At 64.2% G+C, this 19,706-nt stretch carries 18 protein-coding genes; 8 read left to right on the forward strand and 10 right to left on the reverse strand.

Going from position 1 to position 19,706, the window contains the following annotated elements:
* Positions 1-83 precede the first annotated feature (83 nt).
* Positions 84-2,750 (forward strand): ATP-dependent helicase, encoded by a 2,667-nt coding sequence (locus tag ACVWWD_RS24825; protein ID WP_457103469.1) that lies wholly within the window; start codon positions 84-86, stop codon positions 2,748-2,750.
* A 31-nt stretch (positions 2,751-2,781) separates the two neighbouring features.
* Here the strand turns inward: ACVWWD_RS24825 and ACVWWD_RS24830 are convergent, their stop codons facing one another.
* From ACVWWD_RS24830 to ACVWWD_RS24840, 3 genes are all read right to left on the reverse strand, one after another.
* Complete coding sequence (locus ACVWWD_RS24830) at positions 2,782-3,096, reverse strand: ferritin family protein (protein WP_015317239.1); 315 nt, start codon at positions 3,094-3,096, stop codon at positions 2,782-2,784.
* Between the two features lie 122 nt (positions 3,097-3,218).
* Entirely contained in the window at positions 3,219-4,775 is a 1,557-nt protein-coding gene (locus ACVWWD_RS24835) for a trimethylamine methyltransferase family protein (protein WP_457103470.1), read from the reverse strand.
* 13 nt (positions 4,776-4,788) lie between these two features.
* Complete coding sequence (locus tag ACVWWD_RS24840; protein WP_352548618.1) at positions 4,789-5,010, reverse strand: glycine cleavage T C-terminal barrel domain-containing protein; 222 nt, start codon at positions 5,008-5,010, stop codon at positions 4,789-4,791.
* A 281-nt stretch (positions 5,011-5,291) separates the two neighbouring features.
* Between ACVWWD_RS24840 and ACVWWD_RS24845 the strand changes: the two genes are divergently transcribed.
* Positions 5,292-6,761 carry an esterase-like activity of phytase family protein gene (locus ACVWWD_RS24845; RefSeq protein WP_457103471.1) on the forward strand — a complete coding sequence of 490 codons (1,470 nt, stop codon included), beginning with the start codon at positions 5,292-5,294 and terminating at the stop codon, positions 6,759-6,761.
* 279 nt (positions 6,762-7,040) lie between these two features.
* Entirely contained in the window at positions 7,041-8,513 is a 1,473-nt protein-coding gene (locus ACVWWD_RS24850) for an MATE family efflux transporter (RefSeq protein WP_352548614.1), read from the forward strand.
* A gap of 33 nt (positions 8,514-8,546) precedes the next feature.
* Here ACVWWD_RS24850 and ACVWWD_RS24855 read toward each other — a convergent pair whose 3' ends face one another.
* Positions 8,547-9,755 (reverse strand): MFS transporter, encoded by a 1,209-nt coding sequence (locus ACVWWD_RS24855; RefSeq protein ID WP_352548612.1) that lies wholly within the window; start codon positions 9,753-9,755, stop codon positions 8,547-8,549.
* A gap of 499 nt (positions 9,756-10,254) precedes the next feature.
* On the opposite strand from ACVWWD_RS24855, the gene ACVWWD_RS24860 reads away from it, so the two are divergent.
* The gene (locus tag ACVWWD_RS24860) at positions 10,255-10,830 is read left to right on the forward strand and encodes a TMEM175 family protein (RefSeq protein WP_023769686.1); all 576 of its coding nucleotides are present in this window, start codon (positions 10,255-10,257) and stop codon (positions 10,828-10,830) included.
* Between the two features lie 55 nt (positions 10,831-10,885).
* Here ACVWWD_RS24860 and ACVWWD_RS24865 read toward each other — a convergent pair whose 3' ends face one another.
* Complete coding sequence (locus tag ACVWWD_RS24865; RefSeq protein WP_023769685.1) at positions 10,886-11,167, reverse strand: hypothetical protein; 282 nt, start codon at positions 11,165-11,167, stop codon at positions 10,886-10,888.
* A gap of 135 nt (positions 11,168-11,302) precedes the next feature.
* Here ACVWWD_RS24865 and ACVWWD_RS24870 point away from each other — a divergent pair, with 135 nt between their 5' ends.
* Entirely contained in the window at positions 11,303-12,169 is an 867-nt protein-coding gene (locus tag ACVWWD_RS24870; protein WP_457103472.1) for an SDR family NAD(P)-dependent oxidoreductase, read from the forward strand.
* A gap of 77 nt (positions 12,170-12,246) precedes the next feature.
* Here the strand turns inward: ACVWWD_RS24870 and ACVWWD_RS24875 are convergent, their stop codons facing one another.
* The 3 genes from ACVWWD_RS24875 to ACVWWD_RS24885 form a co-directional block, all read right to left on the reverse strand.
* On the reverse strand, positions 12,247-12,690 hold the full coding sequence (locus ACVWWD_RS24875) for a low affinity iron permease family protein (RefSeq protein WP_031240724.1): 444 nt from the start codon (positions 12,688-12,690) through the stop codon (positions 12,247-12,249).
* Positions 12,691-13,092: 402 nt separating this feature from the next.
* The gene (locus ACVWWD_RS24880) at positions 13,093-13,734 is read right to left on the reverse strand and encodes a transferase hexapeptide repeat family protein (protein WP_352548606.1); all 642 of its coding nucleotides are present in this window, start codon (positions 13,732-13,734) and stop codon (positions 13,093-13,095) included.
* Positions 13,735-14,186: 452 nt separating this feature from the next.
* Positions 14,187-14,681 (reverse strand): CreA family protein, encoded by a 495-nt coding sequence (locus ACVWWD_RS24885; RefSeq protein ID WP_023782695.1) that lies wholly within the window; start codon positions 14,679-14,681, stop codon positions 14,187-14,189.
* A gap of 256 nt (positions 14,682-14,937) precedes the next feature.
* Here ACVWWD_RS24885 and ACVWWD_RS24890 point away from each other — a divergent pair, with 256 nt between their 5' ends.
* The 3 genes from ACVWWD_RS24890 (at position 14,938) to ACVWWD_RS24900 (ending at position 18,476) form a co-directional block, all read left to right on the forward strand.
* On the forward strand, positions 14,938-15,516 hold the full coding sequence (locus ACVWWD_RS24890) for an SCO family protein (RefSeq protein ID WP_023782696.1): 579 nt from the start codon (positions 14,938-14,940) through the stop codon (positions 15,514-15,516).
* A gap of 11 nt (positions 15,517-15,527) precedes the next feature.
* Complete coding sequence (locus tag ACVWWD_RS24895; protein ID WP_023782697.1) at positions 15,528-16,400, forward strand: 50S ribosomal protein L11 methyltransferase; 873 nt, start codon at positions 15,528-15,530, stop codon at positions 16,398-16,400.
* A gap of 231 nt (positions 16,401-16,631) precedes the next feature.
* Positions 16,632-18,476, forward strand: coding sequence for an aminopeptidase P family protein (locus tag ACVWWD_RS24900; protein ID WP_352548602.1), 1,845 nt, complete (start codon positions 16,632-16,634; stop codon positions 18,474-18,476).
* Positions 18,477-18,616: 140 nt separating this feature from the next.
* On the opposite strand, the gene ACVWWD_RS24905 is transcribed toward ACVWWD_RS24900, so the two are convergent.
* Complete coding sequence (locus ACVWWD_RS24905) at positions 18,617-18,913, reverse strand: AzlD family protein (RefSeq protein WP_352548600.1); 297 nt, start codon at positions 18,911-18,913, stop codon at positions 18,617-18,619.
* Complete coding sequence (locus ACVWWD_RS24910) at positions 18,910-19,638, reverse strand: AzlC family ABC transporter permease (protein ID WP_352548599.1); 729 nt, start codon at positions 19,636-19,638, stop codon at positions 18,910-18,912. The genes ACVWWD_RS24905 and ACVWWD_RS24910 overlap by 4 nt, the downstream gene beginning before the upstream one ends.
* Positions 19,639-19,706: the final 68 nt, after the last annotated feature.

Here is a 19,706-nt window from a genome sequence, read left to right on the forward strand (position 1 = left end):
GAAGCGGCCGTATCAGGCACTTTGCCGGAACAAAACGTAGACAGTTCTGGTCTTTCGCTCCCGAATCACTACATTCGGGGGAGATGTCCGGCTTTTCCGAAGACATGCCCTTTTTCGATGAACCCAATGCGCGGCCCACGGCCCCGTCGGGCATTGCCGCGCGCGCCATGGCTGCCCGCCGCGGCCAAAACAATGCGCCCGACTATCTCAGGGGCTTGAATCCCGAGCAGCGGCTGGCCGTGGAGACCACTGAAGGCCCGGTTCTGGTGCTGGCCGGCGCCGGCACCGGCAAGACCCGTGTGCTGACCACCCGCATCGCCCATATCCTCACCACCAAGAAGGCCTGGCCGTCAGAGATCCTCGCCGTCACCTTCACCAACAAGGCGGCGCGAGAGATGAAACTGCGCATTGGCCTTTTGATAGGCGAACAAGTCGAGGGCATGCCCTGGCTCGGCACCTTCCACTCGATCGGCGTGAAGCTGCTGCGCCGCCACGCCGAGCTTGCCGGCCTGAGGTCCGACTTCACCATCCTCGACACCGACGACGTCGTGCGCTTGATCAAGCAGCTGATCCAGGCCGAGGGCCTGGACGACAAGCGCTGGCCCGCGAAGCAGTTCGCCCAGATGATCGACGGCTGGAAGAACAAGGGCCAGGGTCCGGCCGATATCGCCGAGGGCGATGCGCGCAGCTTCGCCAACGGCCAGGGCCGCGAGCTCTACAAGGCCTATCAGGAGCGGCTGCAGACGCTGAACGCCTGCGATTTCGGCGATCTGCTCTGCCACCCGATCCGCATCTTCCGCGCCAATCCCGATGTGCTGAAGGACTATCACCGGCGGTTCAAATACATCCTCGTCGACGAGTACCAGGACACCAACACCGCCCAATACATGTGGCTGCGCCTTTTGGCACAGCGGCCGGATGCAGGACGTAACAACTCGACGCCGACAGATGTGCGTACGGCCGAAGGCCGCAAGCCCGACCGGGCGTCCGAGCCGTTGCGAGGCCCCTCCCGCGACGCCGAAGGCGCGCGCGAAAACAAAGTCAACATCTGCTGCGTCGGCGATGACGACCAGTCGATCTATGGCTGGCGCGGCGCCGAGGTCGACAACATCCTGCGCTTCGACAAGGATTTTCCGGGCGCCACCATCATCCGGCTGGAGCGCAACTACCGCTCGACCGCGCACATACTGGGCGCCGCCTCCCATCTCATCGCCTACAATGAGGGCCGTTTCGGCAAGACGCTGTTCACCGACCGCAACGATCCCGAGGACGGCAAGGTCAACGTCCACGCCGCCTGGGATTCGGAGGAGGAAGCTCGCGCCATCGGCGAGACCATCGAGGCCTACCAGCGCCAGAAGCATAATTTGAACGACATGGCGATCCTGGTCCGCGCGTCCTTCCAGATGCGCGCCTTCGAGGACCGCTTCATCACGCTCGGCCTTAACTACCGCGTCATCGGCGGTCCGCGTTTTTACGAGCGCATGGAAATCCGCGACGCGCTGGCCTTCTTCCGCGTCGTCGCCAACAGCACCGACGACCTCGCCTTCGAGCGCATTGTCAATGTGCCCAAGCGTGGCTTGGGCGAAGCGACCATCCGCCAGATCCACGACACGGCGCGCGGCTTGCGCATCCCGATGCTGGAGGCGGCGGGTACACTCGCCGAAAGCGACGAGCTGAAGCCGAAACCGCGCGCCGCGCTGCGCGAGGTCGCGTCCAATTTCGAACGCTGGCAAAAGGCACTGGAAGCCACGCCGCACACCGAACTCGCCGAGACCATTCTCGAGGAGAGCGGCTACACCGACATGTGGAAGAACGACCGCTCGGCGGAAGCCCCCGGGCGGCTGGAGAACCTGAAGGAACTGATCCGTTCGATGGAGGAGTACGAGTCGCTGCGCTCCTTCCTCGAACATGTCGCGCTGGTCATGGATGCCGAGCAGAATGCCGGGCTCGATGCCGTTTCCATCATGACGCTGCACTCGGCCAAGGGCCTCGAATTCGAGACCGTCTTCCTGCCCGGCTGGGAGGAAGGTCTCTTTCCCCATCAGCGCGCGCTGGACGAAGGCGGCCGTTCGGGGCTGGAGGAAGAGCGGCGGCTCGCCTATGTCGGCCTGACGCGGGCGAAGAAGAACCTGCATATCTGGTTCGTCTCCAACCGCCTCATCCACGGGCTCTGGCAATCGACCATCCCGTCGCGCTTCCTCGAGGAACTGCCGGAAGCTCATGTCGAAGTCGCCGAAGCCGGCAACTCCTATGGCGGCTACGGCAATCCGTATGGCGGCGGCTCGTTCGCATCCGGCCGTGGCGGCGGCCAGGGGGCAGGAAGACAGAACCCGTATGGCGCCTCGCGCTTCGACGATATTGGCGGCAATTCGGGCGGCGGGGAAAAATCCGGCGCCTTCTCCAACACCTATTCGACGCCCGGCTGGCAGCGCGCGCAGGCCAACCGCACCGAGGCGACCGACCGCAACTGGGGCACGCGCTCGGGCCATCAGGTCGAACGCATCGGCTATGGTGAAACAGACTCCGGCTATGGCGCCGGCCGCACCAGCGTCAAGGGCCGCACCATCGACGGCGAGCTGGTCGCCAAATCCGTCTCCGACACGCCGTCCGCCTTCAGCGTGGGCGACCGCGTCTTCCACCAGAAATTCGGTAACGGCAACATTTCAGCCATCGAGGGCAACAAGCTGACCATCGACTTCGACAAGGCCGGCCAGAAGCGCGTGCTGGACGGGTTCGTGCTGCCAGTGTGAGGCTGCCAGCCTCGAAGGCTGACGTCCCGCCTCAATCCACCTTCTTCTCGCCCCGCTCCCCGGCCTTCACGATATCCCCTGTCGTAAACAGGATTTCCTTCAGTTCCACGCGCCAATCCGTTTTCTGGCGCAGCAGGAATTCTAGGTCCATGCCGAAATGCTTGAACTCCTCGCTCTGCGCGTTCTTCATGATCGCCTTGGCCTGCGGGTTCTTCTCGACCGACATGCGCTGTTCGTACCAGCTGATCGCTTCCGCCTCCTCGATCAGCGAGGTGATCATGCGGGCAAAGGTCCGCACTTCCTGCGACAGTTCTTCCGGCGGTTCGTGGTACTGGTCGAAACCCATGTCGTCCTCCCTCAACGGCTCGCGGATGGAGCCAGGCATTGGCCCGCATCCATGAATGCGCGGGACGCGCCGCGGGTTCCTGGATCACGGCCGCAATTCGGGATGATGGATCTGCAACTATCTCACGACACCGGCGCCGCGCCGCCCTCTTCCGTGCGCCGCGCGATGAACGCGTCGAGCACGCCTGACGTGGCGGCGGCCGCAGCCGGCGGCGTGAAATCGGCAAGGGTGCGCTTCCAGATGCCGGTGGCGCGTTCGGTCGCGGTCTTCGACCCGCTTTGCGTCCAGTTGCCGAAATTCGACCAGTCGGCCACCAGCGGCTCGTAGAAGGCGGTGCGGTAGCGCGCCATGGTGTGGCCGGCCGAGAAGAAGTGGCCTCCCGGCTGCACTTCGGCGATCGCCTCGAAGCCAATCGCGTCGTCGTCGCCAGGGGTCGCCGCACAAAGTTCCGCGACCGTCTGCAGCGCCTCGATGTCGGTGACCAGCTTTTCCAGGGAAACGCTCAAGCCCCCTTCCAGCCAGCCGGCCGCGTGGATGCAGACGGTGGCGCCCGCCAGCACCGAGCCCCACAGCGCGAACTGCGTCTCGTGCGCGGCCTGCGCATCCGAAACGTTGGCCGCGCTGCCGCCGCCCGAGCGCCAGGGCAGACCGGTGAAGCGCGCCAGCTGGCCCGCACCCAATGTCGCCTTCACGTGCTCCGGCGTGCCGAAGGCCGGTGCGCCCGATTTCATGTCGACATTGGAGGAGAAGGAACCGTAGACCACCGGCGCGCCCGGCCGCACGATCTGCGCCAGCGTCAGCCCGGCCAGCGCTTCGGCATGCTGCAAGGTCAGCGCGCCGGCCACGGTGATCGGCGCCATCGCGCCCGCTAGGCAGAACGGCGTGATGATCAGGACCTGGCCCGCCTTGGCGAAATCGATGATGCCTTGCGCCATCGGAATGTCGAGCTGGCGCGGCGAGTTGGTGTTGATGACGGTGTAGCAATGCGCGCCCGAGCGGAACTCGTCCTCGGACAGCCCCCGGGCCAGCCTGATCATCTCGAAACTGTCATCGACCTGCGGCGTGCCGCGCGCGAAAACGAACGGGAATTTGTCCGACAGGGTCAGCTGCGCCCGGTTGACTGCATAGTGGCGGAAACGATTGTCGATGTCCTGCGGTTCGATGCACGGCCCCAGCATGTGCAAGACGTCGAAATGCTGCACCAGCTTGATCAACTCCTCGAAGGCGACCAGCGTTCCGGGCCGCCTGCCGCGCTCGAGATCGGTGACATTGGGCGCGCCGGAGCCAGCCAGGAACGTCATCGAGCCCAGTTCAAGCGACAGGTCGCGAGCGCGCGCGCCGGCATAAGCGTGGATCGATCGCGGCGCCGAGGAGGCTAATGCTGCCGCCACCATGTCGCGGCCGATGCGCACCATGTCAGTGTCGGGGTCGACCAGGGCGCCGGCGCGGGCGAACACCTCGCGCGCCTCGGGCAGCAGCACCTTGATGCCCAGTTCCTCCAGCACGCGCAGCGCCGTGTCGTGGATCGACGCTACCTGGTCGTCGGAAAAGATCGGCTGCGGCAGGAATGGATTCTTCAGCGACCGGTAATTGGGCTTGCGACTTGATTCGCTGCCTGCCTCGCCCATGCGCCCGCGCCGGCGTTCCCGCCTCGTATCCCGTGCAGCGTCATCGACCATCAGAAACTCCTCCTCATTGCCGCACCGCCCTGCGTCGGGGATCGTAGATCGAGGCCGCGATGACCCGCGCCGTCCGTTCGACGCCGACAATGTGCACGCAAAGCGCCATCCCCTCCCCGGCGAAACCGTCGTCCACCAACGCCAGCGCGACGCTCTTGCCGATCGTGTAGGCAAATCCGCCCGAGGCGCCGACAACGCCACCCCCGATGACCACTGCGCGATAGCGCGGCTTCAAGGCTTCCCCTCCCGGTCCGGTCGAAGCCGGCACCATATTCGTACTAGACATAAGTGTCTAATACGCCAGACACGCTCCATGGGAGGTCACTAATCCCGCTCTCCAGCTTTTTTTATCCGCACATGGAGATACCGGCGGACCCGTATCGCGCACTGTCACGCAAGCATCATGTTGACGCCTTAGATCGCTTTCGGGGAGGCACGCGCGGCATCATCGATGCGGCACCTCTTTTGATTTTCCTTCGGCCGCTCCGGCGTGCTTCGTCATAAAGAGGATTGTCCATGAAACCCCTGCACCGATCCGCCTCGCTTGGCGTGGCGCTGGCCTTGTTCACCGCCCTCACCCCGGCGCTTGCCGATGGCGTGGCCTATATCAACAAGGGCCTCGTCGGCGTCGGCCGCATCCCAGCCGACCAGCGCGACAAGTTCGGCGAGACCTTCGGCTCGGGCTCGGGCATGGCGATCGACATTTCGGGCTGGACGCATGATGCCGGCATCTACAAGGGATCGCTCTGGCTCCTGCCCGACCGTGGCTACAATGTCGCCGGCACCACCGACTACCGGCCGCGCCTCAACACCATCGCCATCGAATTCACGCCTGCCGCGCCGGGCGCTGCTTCCGCGGCCGGCCAGGAGCAGACGGGCGTCAAGGCGACGCTTGCCGACAGCATGCTTCTGACCGACGACAAGGGCGCCGATGCCACCGGCCTCGATCCGCTGTCGGACGTACGCGCCGCGGCCGGCGACATGCCGATGCTGCCCGTCGCCACCAATGGCAAGCTCGCGCTCGACAATGAAGCCATCGTGCGGCTGCCGGACGGCTCGATGTTCATCTCCGACGAGTACGGGCCCAACATCTACAGGTTCTCCGCGCAAGGCCGCCTGATGTCGGCGACCCAGCCGCCCGCGGCCCTCGTGCCGATGCGCAAGGGAGCGCCGAACTCCTCCTCCGACAACCCCGGCCCGGGCGCCGCCGACCCTGATCCGAAGGATCCCGAAACCGGGCGCCAGAACAACCAGGGCCTCGAAGGCATGGCGATAACGCCGGACGGCAAGTTCCTGATCGCCGTGCTGCAGTCGGCGCCGAGGCAGGACGGCGGCGATTCACCCTCGACACGGCAGAACACGCGGGCGCTGGTCTACGATGCTTCCGACCTCGCCCATCTGAAGCTCGCGCATGAATATGTCGTGCCGCTGCCGGTGTTCCAGGATGCCAAGGGCAAGACCAAAATCGCCGCGCAGAGCGAGATCGTGGCGCTTTCGGACACATCCTTCCTGATGCTGGCGCGCGACAGCGGCAACGGCCAGGGCCTGAAGAAGGGTGACGCTTCGCTCTACCGCCAGATCAACATCGTCGACGTCTCCGGCGCGACGGACATCGCGGGCGCCGCCTTCGACGCGGCCGACAAGCCGGTCGCACCCAAGGGCGTGCTTGATCCCTCGGTGACGCCGGCCAAGCTGACGCCGTTCATCGACATCAACGACGCCACCGCGCTTGGCCACTTCGGCCTGCACAATGGCGGCGCGAAGGACCACAATGAGCTTTCGGAGAAGTGGGAAGCGATGTCGTTGGCCAGCGTTCTCGATCCGAAGCTGCCCGACGACTATTTCCTGTTCGTCGGCAACGACAATGACTTCCTCGCCCAGGACGGCTTCCAGGTCGGCGCCGCCTACAAGGCCGATGACGGCGCCGATGTCGACACCATGTTCCTGGTCTATCAGGTCACGCTGCCGGGTCTCGGCAAGAAGTAACGATCACTGCTCAAGCGGGCGCGCCTGGCGCGTCCGCTTGAGCACACCCCCGGTTATGCATAGGGTCTCGGGGAATGCGGCGCCAGTTTCAGGACCAATATCCCATTCCGCAAGACTTGAGAATGAGTGGATCAGAGCAAGCGGACTGCCGCCTTCAGCGCGCCGCCAGCGATCAAGCCTGGCCCGATCGAACGGTCACTGCTCCTCGGCGCAGGGTGCATCTCGGTCCGGCCTGAGATATCCTCGCGGGCCAGAGTCACACTTCCCAGGTTGCCCGCCATGGACGAAAAAAAGCCCGCACGCCGGCGTACCGGCGACCTGACCAGCGGCCCGATCCCACGCACGCTGCTGCTCTTCGCCTTGCCGGTGCTCGGCTCCAACGTGCTGCAATCGCTGAACGGCTCGGTCAATGCCGTCTGGGTGGGCCGCTTCCTCGGCGAGTCGGCGCTGACCGCGACGTCCAACGCCAACCTCGTCCTGTTCCTGATCCTCGGCACGGTGTTCGGCATCGGCATGGCGGCCACCATCCTGGTGGCGCAGGCGGTCGGCGCTCGCGACCTGGCCGAGGCGCGCCGCATCGTCGGCACCAGCGCCACCTTCTTCTTCCTCGTTTCGGTGGTGTTCGCGGTCTGCGGCTGGATCTGGGTCGACGCCATCCTGGGCGCGCTCGGCACGCCGGCCGACGCCTTGCCGCTCGCACGCTCCTACCTGCGCATTATTTTTGTCGCCGTGCCGATGATGAACCTTCTGTCCTTCGTCATGACCGTGCTGCGCGGAGCGGGCGATTCACGCACCCCCTTCATCTTCATGGCGCTGGCGGTCGTGCTCGACATCGTGCTCAATCCCCTGCTCATCCGTGGCATCGGCCCGTTTCCTGAACTCGGGATCGCCGGTTCCGCCACCTCGACGCTGATCGGCCAGACCGTGAGCGTCGTCGCCATCCTCGTCGTGCTCTATGCGCGCAAGCATCCGTTGCGGCTGGCCGGGGCCAATCTCGTCCTGCTGCGCCCGGATCCGGCGCTGTTGCGCATCGTCGTCTTCAAGGGCGTGCCGATGGGCCTGCAGATGATCGTCATCTCGGCGGCGGCCCTGACGGTGATGGGCATCGTCAATTCCTATGGCTCGCAGGTCGCCGCCGCCTACGGTATCGCCGCGCAGCTCTGGACTTACATCCAGATGCCGGCACTCGCCATCGGCGCCGCGGTCTCGTCCATGGCGGCGCAGAATGTCGGCGCAGGCCGGTGGGACCGGATCGGCCGCATCGCCGCCTCTGGCGTCGGTTTCAACCTTGTCCTGACCGGAGCCCTCGTCGCGCTGCTATGGGTCTTCGACCGTTCGATCCTGAGCCTGTTCCTGAGCAGCGACAGCGCGGCGATCGATATCGCCGCCCATATCAACACGGTCGCTTCCTGGTCGTTCATCCTGTTCGGCATCACCATCGTGCTGTTCGCCACGGTGCGCGCCACGGGTGCCGTGATGCCGCCGCTGATCATCCTGGTGATCTCGGTGCTCGTCGTGCGCACCGGCTTTGCCTATTACATGCGCGGCGTGATCGGCGAGGAAGCGCTGTGGTGGAGTTTTCCGGCCGGTTCGATCACGTCTCTGATCCTGGCAGCGATCTATTACCGCTTCGGCGGCTGGCGCGGCTTGCACATGATCGAGAACAGGCCGGCTGCCGGCGAACCGCCCGACACCGGGCTTGGCGTGCCGCGCCAGCGGGCGAACATGGCGCCTGAAACGCCGAACGGCTGATGCGATCTGCCTTGCCGGGCTGGCGCGGCGGTCTCAGCGCCTCTGTCTGAGCCCGAAGGCGAGCGCCACCAGCGCGAACGCGATGATCATGGCCGCGAAGGCCAGGCTCGCGACGACAGCACTGGCATAAGTCGACACGACGCCAATGCCGATGACAGGCAAGGCGTTGCCGACAAAGCAGCAGATGAAAAAACTGGACACGACCTCGGCGCGGCGATCCCGCGGCGCGATCTCGTTCACCACTTGCAGGCCGCCGCGATAGCCGAGCGCTGCCGCCACGCCGCAGCAGGCGGTCGCCGCGATCATCAGCGCCATCGAGGCCAGCATCTGTGCCGCCACCACAAGCACGGCGCTTGGGATCATCAAGGCCAGCGCGGCCAGCATCGCCTTGCTGCTCCCCATCCGCGCCAGCACCACGATACTGAGCGCCGCGACCATCGCCAGCTCGAAGAACAGCGCACCGGCCACGGCGTGGTTGGCCTCATGCAGTTGCTGCGCCAGGATGCTCGGCGCCACCGCCGCATAGAAGCCGACCAGCGCCATCGCGCCAAACCCGGTCACCGCCGGCGCCACGAAGCGCGAGCGGATCTGCGCCGGCACGGAAAGCCGCGGCCGCATGGAGACCTTGCCAAGGCCGCCTGGCTTCGTCACCGTTTCGCGCGTGCGCCAGACCAGGATCGTCACCACCGCGAGCGCCGCCAGGTAGACAATGAAGACCAGACGCAATGGCCACGGCTCAAATTGGGCAAGCAGCCCCGAAACAAGCGCCCCGAAACCCAGGCCGATAAAGTTGGTGCTGGTGGCGATGACGCTGGCGCGCGACTTGCCGGCCTCTGGAAGAAGCTCGGCGATCCACGCGGTTCCCGTCCCGGCGCCCACGCCGATGCCAAGCCCGCTCAGGACCCGCGCAACATCGAGCGACGCGACATTGCCGGCAAACAGGAACACAACCGCGCTGATGACGGCGACGATCATGGCTGCAAGCGCCGCCGGCCGGCGCCCGATGACATCCGAAACGCTGCCGAACACCAGCAGGGCGCCGAGATTGCCGACGACATAGACCGCGTAGATCAGCGTCAAGGTGATCTGCGAAAAGCCGAATTGCTGCTTGTAGACGATATAGAGGGGGGTCAGCACCGTGCTGCCGGCAAACAGCACCGCGATCATCGCCGCGACAGTCGGGATCGCGAGGACGTCGCTGCCGGCTTCGTTGTGAGTTTGCGCCAGATCGCGAAAGGCCATGGCCAACCTCGTCACCAGTTTCAGGGGTCGCGACGTTAACGCGTCCTCACCGCCGACGTTCCGGTCGACGACCATGCTCCTGACACCACGGTGGGCGTTGCCCGGCCAGGCAAGCCGATGATCGCAAAAGCGTATCCCGCGCCGGGCCCGGTACGTACGTTGAGGCTAGTCTTGGTGTGGGCGCCTTAGGCGCCGCGGCGGGATGTCCCGAAAGCGGCGGTCAGAATGGTCGCTACTGCAAGCAGACATCGAGATCTCATCAGTGCCTCCGTTCGAGCGCCGGCCGTTCGTCGGCCTCGGCCAGGACTGCATCGCAAGGGGAGAGGCCGGGCCGGGAAAAGTCAACAATTTGCCAAGGCCGATCACCACGTTCACTGGTTCCGGCGTGGAAGTTTCCCCTGATATAGCTGAGCAATTTTGTGTACGCCGTTTATCGGAGTGCCAACATCCGCTAACGATTTACTTTCTTTCGGCAATTCGTCGTGGACGGGTGGTGATCATGGGCAAGGGCAGGGTCGAGGCATTCACCGATGGCGTGGTGGCGATCATCATCACCATCATGGTGCTGGACCTGAAGGTACCGGAAGGCGAGGATTTTTCGGCGCTGCTGCCACAGTGGCCGGTCTTCCTGTGCTACGTGCTTTCATTCATCAATGTCGGCATCTACTGGAACAATTTGCACAACATGTTCCATACCGTGCAGCGTGTCGACGGCCGCGTGCTTTGGGCGAACCTGCATCTGCTGTTCTGGCTGTCCCTGATGCCGGTGACGACCGCCTTCATGGGCGAGAACCATTTCGCCGCGGTTCCGGTCGCGGTCTATGGTTTTGACCTTGTAATGTGTGCGACCGCCTACAGCATCCTGGTCATTGCGCTGCATCGGCAGCATGGGCCGGACACCGCATTCGCCAAGGCAATCGGCCGCGATCGCAAGGGAAGGATTTCGCTCGCCGTCTACATAGCGGCCGTTGGGCTAACCTTCCTCGACCGGTGGATCGGAGTGGCGCTCTATGTCGCCGTCGCCCTGATCTGGCTGGTGCCGGACACGCGCTTTGCGCGGGTGATCGAAAAATAGCCATCTGCCTGTCGCGATCCCGGAGGGCAAACCGCTTCACACTTCGTGGAATTGCTTAACCGCGCATCGCCTTCAGCTTTTCCGCCACCGAAGCGGCCAGATCGGCATAGCGCTCTTCCAGCCGCTCCGCCGCCTTGATGATCGAGAAATCATGGCCGAATTTTTCCAGCGCCATGCGCAGTTTCTCGACGAACTCGGCCTGTTTTTCGAGCGCCGAAAACAGAGTCTTCACCTGGGCTTCGCTGATATCGGGGTTTGCCAGCATCTGCGGCACCTCGCGCCCCATCTGGTCGCCGGTGGCGGTCTGCTCCTTCAGAATTGCAACCCAATCCGGCAATCGGAAATCTCCTTTTTGGCATCGCAGCATGCGCAGCCGCGACCGGACTGGTCAACCCGACACGCCCCGACGCAGGCTTGCGCAAGCCCATTCCGGCGCTAAGTTCGGCGCCATCAGAAAAGGAAACCATCGCCGATGATCGCCGACACCGAGATTCAGATCGCCCTTCCCGCCCTTGGCCAGGGCAATGCCGCCGTCATCACCGGCGCCGCCAGCGGCATCGGCCTTGCCGCGGCCAAACGGCTGGCGCTGATGGGCATGAAGATCGTGCTGGCCGACATCGGCGGGCCGCGCCTCGACGATGCCTGGCGGGCCGTCTCCGCGATAGCCGGCGACGACGCCGTGCTTGCCGTCGCATCGGACGTTTCGAAGGCCGGTGAGGTCGACCGTCTCGCCGACCGGGCGTTCGGGGCTTTCGGCGAGGTCTCGCTGCTGATGAACAATGCCGGCGTCGGCGATAACCCGGGAAAGCCCTGGGAAAACCGCGACGGCTGGAAACGGCTGCTCGACATCAATTTCTGGGGCATCGTGCATGGCGTCGAAGCCTTCGCGCCACGCATGCTGGCGTCGGCCAGGCCGGGCCTGATCGTCAACACCGGTTCCAAGCAAGGCATCACCACACCGCCCGGCAACCTCGCCTACAACGTTTCCAAGGCCGGCGTGAAGACCTTTACCGAAGGCTTGGCGCATGCGCTGCGCAATGAGCCCGCCGCCCGCCTGTCGGCGCATCTGCTCATCCCCGGCTTCACCTATACCGGCCTGACCGAAGGCGCGACGGAAAAGCCGGCGGGAGCGTGGACCGGAGAGCAGGTGATCGATTTCATGCTGGAATCGCTGGTCAGGGGCGACTTCTACATCCTGTGTCCCGACAATGAGGCGGCGCGGCCCATGGACGAAAAGCGCATGGCCTGGGCCATCGGCGACATCATCGAAAATCGGCCTGCCCTGTCGCGCTGGCACCCCGACCACAAGGATGCATTCGCGGCGTTCATGCAGCGATGAGCATGCCCGGAACATTGGCTACTGTGCGTATCACATAACTCGAACACCGGCGGAACTGTCGGAGATTGACCGCCGGTTCAGCCGCCGGCGCTTCGTGCCACCTCTTTTTTCGGTTTGCGTTTTGCCGCCACCACCTTCTTTGCGGCCATGGTCGCGACTTTGTCGTCATGCCGCCTCGCCGCGACCTCGCATTTGGCGCGGATCTCCTGGACCTCGGCTTCAGTCAGGTGCTCGATGCCGATGAAGGTGTTTTTGGCCTCGCTGACACGTATCAACTCGTCGAGCTTGGCCTGGATCGCGGCGCCGTCCCGATTCTGGGTGTTCTGGATGAGAAACACCATCAGGAAGGTGATGATCGTGGTTCCGGTGTTGATCACCAACTGCCAGGTGTCGGAAAAATTGAAGAACGGCCCGCTCACCGCCCAGACGATGACGATGAGGCAACACACCGCAAACGTCAGCGGTAGTCCGGTGAGATGGGCGATCTGGTTGGAGAATTTGGTGAAAAGCTTCTCGATCATGTGGTCCCTCAAAACAGCGCCGCGCCATGCGGTCCGCCGGAAGAAACAACCAGCAGCCATTTCGGGTTCCCGGCGGTAAAAAATACGACCCACGCAATTGAGTGCACGCAAAGCGCGCATCTGGTGCAAAACACACCTTACCGGTTTAAGATCATTGTAACCGGGCAGGTACAGCGCCTGCTCCTTCCGCTTCACAGCGGTTTACCTCCAGCCCCTTCCGCTGCGCCACCCCCGCATGGCGGAAGGGGTTTCATTCCGGAGAGCGCGGGGCATGGTTTCCCGCCGGCCAGCGCGGTTGCTCCACTTTCCCGCAGCTCATTGATTACAGCCAAGGCTTCTTGCCCGAATGGAATGCGCGGCCGTTGGAACAACGAAGCGAGCGGGACAGGCGTGGATGCCGGCCTAACCGGCGTCGTTTTCCCACCGATCGAGGAAGGCCTCGATCGGCATGGACTGGATGTCGGGAACCGCCCTGGCGAGTTTGTCGACCGGCCAGTCCCACCAGGCGAGAGCGTCGATCCGCGCCGCTGTGTCAGGCGCAAAGCGCGGCCTGAGCGGCTTCGCCGGCACGCCGGCGACGATCGTGTAGGATGGCACGTCCTGCGTCACCACCGCATTGGCGCCGATGACCGCGCCATTGCCGATGGCGATGCCGGGCATGACCACCGCGCCGTGGCCGATCCACACATCATGGCCGATGGTCACGGCCTTCGACCGCCGCCGCTCGCGGAACGCGGCATCGACGCCCAGCCAGCGGAAATATTCGTTCGGCCGATAGCTGACCTTATGCTGGGTCAGCCTTTCGATCGGGTGCTCGAGCGCGTTGATGCGGCTGTTTGCGGCGATCGAGCAGAATTTGCCGATCGTCGTATAGATCGCCTCGGCATGGCGCTCGAAGTAGGAGAAATCGCCGACTGTGACCTCGCGCAGCACGACGCGTTCGCCGATCGAAGCGTAGCGGCCGAGCTTGCACGCCTTCAGCTCCGCGGTCGGATGGATGCGCGGCTCGGAATCCTTCAGGACGAGGTTTTCGGAACGGTCCATGCGGGCGGCTTTACGCCGGGATGATTGGTACCGCAAGCCGGGTATCCGACGAGTCACTACTCCCGTTACAGCAGCTCAAGTTATAGCACCCAGCCGCTCAGTTGCGAGGCTGACGCACTCGTCGCAAATAAACGAGATCTTTTCAGCCATAAATCGCCTCTTTCCATCATTCTGGAAATCACACACCGAGCACACGATAGCCATTAGACCCGCTTTTGATTTCCAAAGCGCGTCCTTGAATGCAGGAGCAATGCATTTCTCGCAGGTGTATCTAGAAAGACCGGCAACGAATTTCCTGTCGTCGTCATTTTTCGCGCCGCAGAAGTCACATGAAATTGGCCGAGATCGGCTCCAGGGCGGCGGGGACATCACCAAATCTCCTCATGCATTTCGTGTAAAGAGCAGGCTTCTGTCTGCAACTCAATGGTGCCCTATCGGGACCAATCGCCCGCCTATTTCGGCTGGCCCTTGCTCCACACCACGTTCTGGCCGTAGAGCGGCACTGTCGTGACCGACATTTTCGCCGAGCCGTTCTGCACCTGGCGCGAATGCGAGAGATAGATCAACGTCTCGTTGGTCTTGTCGTAGATGCGGTTCACCACCTGCTTCTTCCAGATCAGGCTGATGCCTTGCTTGAAAACCTCCTCGCCGCCTTCGCTTGTATCAATATCCCCGATGGTGATCGGACCGGTCTGACGGCAGGAGATCGAGGAATCGCTGGGATCCTCGAACCAGTTGCCCTTGTGCAGGCGGTCGATGACGCTGCGATCGAAATAGGAAACGTGGCAGGTGACGCCCTCCACTTTCGGATCCTTGATCGCCTCGACGATGATGTCGTTGCCGATCCAGTCGACGCCGACCTTGCCGACTTCCTCGGCAATGGCGCTACCGGCGGCAAGCACGACACACGCGGCCAAAGCACCGCCGATCAGCTTTCGCCCAATCAAGCCTCGCCCGATCAATCCTGGCACAGTCAATCCCGGCAAAGAATCCTCCTGCGGTTCGAGTTGCCGGGGTCTCAGGTGGGGCCAAGGCCGACACATTGCAAGGCGCAAGATCCGATCGAACCGCAGGCATCCGCCACAGGCGGTTGCGTCAACGCGGCATCTTTGCGTGTACCCCGTCGAACCGCTAAGACTGTGGCCGGACAACGGGCGCATGGTTCTGGCCGGCGCACCGTGACATTACGGACGGACTTTTCTGATGATGCGTTCTATCCTGGTCGGCATTCTCGTTCTGATGGCGGCCGGCATCGGCTGGCTGACCTTCGACTGGTATCGCGGCCATTATGGCGGCGAACCGTTCGGCGCGGCGTTCACCCTGGTCGACCAGAAAGGTGCACCGATCACCGAGGCCGCCTTCCGGGGCCAGCCCAGCGTCGTCTTCTTCGGCTTCACCCACTGCCCCGAGGTCTGCCCGACCACGCTGTTCGAACTCTCCGGCTGGCTGAAGACGCTCGGCGACGACGGCAAGAACTTGCATGCCTATTTCGTCTCGGTCGATCCGGAGCGCGATACGCCGCCGGTGATGAACGCCTATGTCAGCAATTTCTCCGACCGCATCATCGGCATATCAGGCGACCCGGACAAGGTTCATGCCATGGCCAAGGCGTTCGGCATCTATTGGAAGAAGGTCGATACCGGCGACGGCGATTACACCATGGACCACACCGCCTCGGTGCTGCTGCTCAACGCCAAGGGCGACTTCGCGGGCACGATCGCCTATGGCGAGAATGCCAGCACCGCCGTGGAGAAGCTGAAGCGCCTCGCCGCGAAGGGCTGACAAGAATTCACATGACCCAGACGCGGCTCCATTTCACCACCGGAAAGATCGAGGCCGAGCGTATCTTCGCGGCGCTCGAAACGGCCTTCGAGGATGAAGGCCTGCCGATTGCCGTGCTGGAGGTCGACGAAGACGCCGACATCCACGAGGTCTCGCTCTACGCCGATGGCGACGTCGAGGCGGTCGAGGCGCGGCTGAACGATGTTCTCGCCGGCCTCGCTTTGTCGAGACCGGTCGAGCGCGAGGCGCTGCCCGACATCGACTGGGTGGCACGTTCCCTGGAAGGGTTGAAGCCGGTGCGCGCCGGCCGTTTCTTCGTCCACGGCGCGCATGACAGCAGGAAGCGCCACAGCGGCGAGCTCGCCATCGAGATCGAGGCCGGCCTTGCCTTCGGCACCGGCCACCACGGCACCACCGCGGGCTGCCTGGAAATGCTGGAGAAGGTGGTGCGGCGCGAGCATCCGCGTAACGCACTCGACCTCGGTACCGGCAGCGCGGTGCTGGCGATCGCCGTCGCCAAACTGGCCCATATTCCGGTGCTGGCCACCGACATCGATCCGGTTGCGGTCAAGGTTGCCGCCGCCAATGCCCGGCTGAACCACGTCAAAGGCCTTATCGAGACAGTGACCGCGCCTGGCTTTCACCACCCGATCTTTGCCAGGCGCGCACCCTTCGACCTCATCGTCGCCAACATATTGGCCCGGCCGCTGATGCGGCTGGCGCCGCAAATGGCCGGGCATATCGCACTTGGCGGCTCGATCGTGTTGTCAGGCATCCTCGACCGCCAGCGCGACGCGGTGATCTCGGCCTATGTCGGCCAGAATTTCCGCCACGTCAGTACCTTGCACCGCGAAGGCTGGGTGACGATCCATCTCAAGCATTGAGGCCGGCAAGGCGGTCGCCGGACCTCAACGGTCCCAATTGCTGGGACTCCGATGCGTGTCGCCAGGGCGGCATAGCCAAGAGAATGCCGGCGCGGTCCCCTTTCGTGCCATGGCTGGACCAGCCTCATTTGGTTGTCAGCCAGGCGATGCTGTTGCAATTTGCGCCTCCGGAAAATCGATTCCGCTTTCCAGGCCCATAGGCTACGGTCGCGGATACCAAGGAGGCCCACAATGTTCCAGACCTTCGATTCCGCGGGCGATCCGGCGGTCGGCAAGCCGCGCGTGGCGCTACTGCGCCAGTGGCTGGCCGCGAACGGCCTCGACGGCTTCATCGTTCCGCGCGCCGACGAGCACCAGGGCGAATACGTCGCCGACCGGTCGGCACGGCTGAAATGGCTGACCGGCTTCAGCGGCTCGGCCGGCGTCGCCATCGTGCTGCGCGACCGCGCCTTCGTCTTTGTCGACGGGCGCTACACGCTGCAGGTGCGTGGCGAAGTCGATCTCGGCATCTTTTCGATCGAAAGCCTGGTCGACAATCCGCCCGCTGTATGGCTCAAGGATAACATCGGCAAGGGGGCGCGGCTGGGGTTCGATCCCTGGCTGCACACGATCGGCGAAGTCAAGGCGCTGCAGGCGTCCGCCGACAAGACCGGCGCGGTGCTGGTGCCGCTCGAACGGAACCCCATCGACATCATCTGGAAGGATCAGCCCGCGGCACCCGTGACCCCGGTAGAGCTGCACCCGATCGGCTTTGCCGGCGAACTCGCCAAGGACAAGCTGGCGCGGCTGGCGACGTCGATCGGCAAGGACGGCGCCACCCATGCGGTGCTGACCGACCCCTCGTCCATCGCCTGGGCCTTCAACATTCGTGGCGGTGACGTGCCGCACACGCCGCTGGCGCTCGGCTTCGCCATCCTCGCCGCCGACGGGTCGCACCAGTTGTTCATGGACAGCAAGAAATTCTCGCGCCAGGTGGCGGCCTATCTCACCCAGCTTGCCGATCCGCACGAGCCCGGCGAATTCGAAGGCGCGATCGCGGCACTTGCGAAAAGCGGCGCGAAAATCGCGCTCGATCCGGTGCTGGCCGCCGACCGGTTGCGCATGCTGGTCGAGGACAATGGTGGCACGGTGATTGCCGCGCCCGACCCTGCCCGCATTCCGCGCGCCACCAAGAACCAGGCCGAGATCAACGGCTCGCGCGCCGCGCATCGCCGCGACGGCGCGGCGGTGGCCAAGCTGTTGTGCTGGCTGGAGCGCCAGAAACCCGGCTCGCTCGACGAGATCGCGGTTGTCACCAGGCTCGAAGAAACCCGTCGGCAGACCGGCGAGGAAACGCAGATGCCGCTGCGCGACGTCTCTTTCGACACCATTTCGGGCGCTGGCCCGAACGGTGCCATCATGCATTACCGCGTCTCGCGCGCCACCAGCCGCAAGCTGCAGGCTGGTGAGCTGTTCCTGCTCGATTCCGGCGCGCAATACCAGGACGGCACGACAGACATCACCCGCACCGTGCCGATCGGCCAGCCGACCGAAGAGATGCGCGAGCGCTTCACGTTGGTGCTGAAAGGGATGATCGGCATTTCCACGCTGCGCTTCCCCGCCGGCACGCGCGGCTCGGAGATCGACGCCGTCGCCCGCATGGCGCTGTGGAGGCATGGCTGCGACTTCGCCCATGGCACCGGCCACGGCGTCGGCTCATACCTGGCCGTGCATGAGGGTCCGCAGCGCATCGCCCGCACCGGCACCGAAAAGCTGCTAGAGGGCATGATGCTGTCGAACGAGCCCGGCTACTACAAGGAGGGCGCCTACGGCATTCGCATCGAAAACCTCATCCTGGTGACGCCGGCCGAACAGATCGAGGGCGGCGACATCGCCATGCACGGTTTCGAGACGCTGACGCTGGCCCCGATCGACGTGAGGCTGGTGCGATCGGATCTGCTGACCCGAGACGAATTGCACTGGCTCGACGCCTACCATGCCCGCGTGCTGGCCGAGATCGGTCCGATGCTCGACGGCGAAACGCTGGCCTGGCTGGAAAAGGCGACGGCACCGCTGCCGCACGACGCGAAGATTTGATTTTCTGAAGCGCTGAAGGGCGTGTCGAGGTTCAGGCCGGGCCGAGCCGAAAAAACGGTTGATGCCGAGAACCGGATTGGAGCACCGAAGCGCGGGTATCAGCCGTCTGCAGGCCGGAATCACCTGGATATCGATGCGCCCTACCCGACGAACTGGCGCGCTACGATCAACACCGCCGCGCCCACCAGAAACATCGCCATCAGCCCGCCACGCAGCGCTACCAGCGCCGAGACGACCAGCGCTGCCCACTCCGCCGGGCCCGCGCCGAGCGCGGCCGGCGCCACAAGCGTCGTCAGCACCGCCGCAGGCACGGCGTTGAGCCCGGCCTCGACACGCGGATGGATGTGGTCGAAGCGCGAGATGACCAGATGCCCGCCAATACGGGTGAGATAGGTGGCGATGGCGCCGGCGATGATGATCCAGAAGGTCGTGCTCATGGCCTTGTCTCCACACCACTGTGATGCGGCGGCAGGACGACGGCGAGCAACACGCCGGCGACGGCGCCGATCGAAACGTGCCAGGGCGAACCCACTGTCTTGTAGGCGATGGTCGAGGCGAAGGCGCTGGCGATGACCACTGGCAGCCACAGCGGCCGTTTGCGGAAGCCCATCACCAGGCCAAGGAAATAGATCGGCAGCAGGAAATCGATCCCCAGCGCATGGGGATCTGGAATAAGCTTTCCAAACAGCGCACCGAGCGCGCTTTCGATGGTCCAGAATACATACACCGGCAGCCCAAGTCCCAGATACCAGGCAAAGCCGACGGTCTGGCCTGACTGGGCCCTGGCCTCGGCGACGGCGAATTGCGGATCGGTGAGGATGAAGAAGCCGAGCGCCTGCTGCACCCCGGACCAGTGCGCGATGCGCCGGCCAATGCCGGCGGAATAGAGCACGTGACGGAAATTGACGGCGAAGATCGATAGCACGATCAGCCACGGCGCGACATGCTGGCCGAACAGTTCTATGCCGACCATCTGGCTGGCGCCGCCGAAGATCAGCGCGCTCATCAGGAAGGCTTCGAAAACGGAAAAGCCGTTGTCGACGGCAATCGCGCCGAACAGCAGCCCGAAGGGCGCCGCCGCCACCACGACCGGCATGGAGAGCCGTACGCCTTGCCAGAAGTCGCTTTTCGCGCCGGTCTCGGAAATTGCTTGCGCCGACATGTCTCTCCCCGGTCAGAGGGCTGATTTAGGAAGCACTGCCCTGGTTGTCACACGAATTCGCTTGAGCC

The sequence above is a fragment of the Mesorhizobium sp. URHB0026 genome (assembly GCF_054059755.1).

Bases quoted from the DNA above. Each gene is read 5' to 3' on its own strand.
- ACVWWD_RS24825 (WP_457103469.1), top strand. From the start codon at position 84: ATGTCCGGCTTTTCCGAAGACATGCCCTTTTTCGATGAACCCAATGCG.
- ACVWWD_RS24830 (WP_015317239.1), bottom strand. From the start codon at position 3,096: ATGGGTTTCGACCAGTACCACGAACCGCCGGAAGAACTGTCGCAGGAA.
- ACVWWD_RS24835 (WP_457103470.1), bottom strand. From the start codon at position 4,775: ATGGTCGATGACGCTGCACGGGATACGAGGCGGGAACGCCGGCGCGGG.
- ACVWWD_RS24845 (WP_457103471.1), top strand. From the start codon at position 5,292: ATGAAACCCCTGCACCGATCCGCCTCGCTTGGCGTGGCGCTGGCCTTG.
- ACVWWD_RS24850 (WP_352548614.1), top strand. From the start codon at position 7,041: ATGGACGAAAAAAAGCCCGCACGCCGGCGTACCGGCGACCTGACCAGC.
- ACVWWD_RS24855 (WP_352548612.1), bottom strand. From the start codon at position 9,755: ATGGCCTTTCGCGATCTGGCGCAAACTCACAACGAAGCCGGCAGCGAC.
- ACVWWD_RS24860 (WP_023769686.1), top strand. From the start codon at position 10,255: ATGGGCAAGGGCAGGGTCGAGGCATTCACCGATGGCGTGGTGGCGATC.
- ACVWWD_RS24870 (WP_457103472.1), top strand. From the start codon at position 11,303: ATGATCGCCGACACCGAGATTCAGATCGCCCTTCCCGCCCTTGGCCAG.
- ACVWWD_RS24875 (WP_031240724.1), bottom strand. From the start codon at position 12,690: ATGATCGAGAAGCTTTTCACCAAATTCTCCAACCAGATCGCCCATCTC.
- ACVWWD_RS24880 (WP_352548606.1), bottom strand. From the start codon at position 13,734: ATGGACCGTTCCGAAAACCTCGTCCTGAAGGATTCCGAGCCGCGCATC.
- ACVWWD_RS24890 (WP_023782696.1), top strand. From the start codon at position 14,938: ATGATGCGTTCTATCCTGGTCGGCATTCTCGTTCTGATGGCGGCCGGC.
- ACVWWD_RS24895 (WP_023782697.1), top strand. From the start codon at position 15,528: ATGACCCAGACGCGGCTCCATTTCACCACCGGAAAGATCGAGGCCGAG.
- ACVWWD_RS24900 (WP_352548602.1), top strand. From the start codon at position 16,632: ATGTTCCAGACCTTCGATTCCGCGGGCGATCCGGCGGTCGGCAAGCCG.
- ACVWWD_RS24905 (WP_352548600.1), bottom strand. From the start codon at position 18,913: ATGAGCACGACCTTCTGGATCATCATCGCCGGCGCCATCGCCACCTAT.
- ACVWWD_RS24910 (WP_352548599.1), bottom strand. From the start codon at position 19,638: ATGTCGGCGCAAGCAATTTCCGAGACCGGCGCGAAAAGCGACTTCTGG.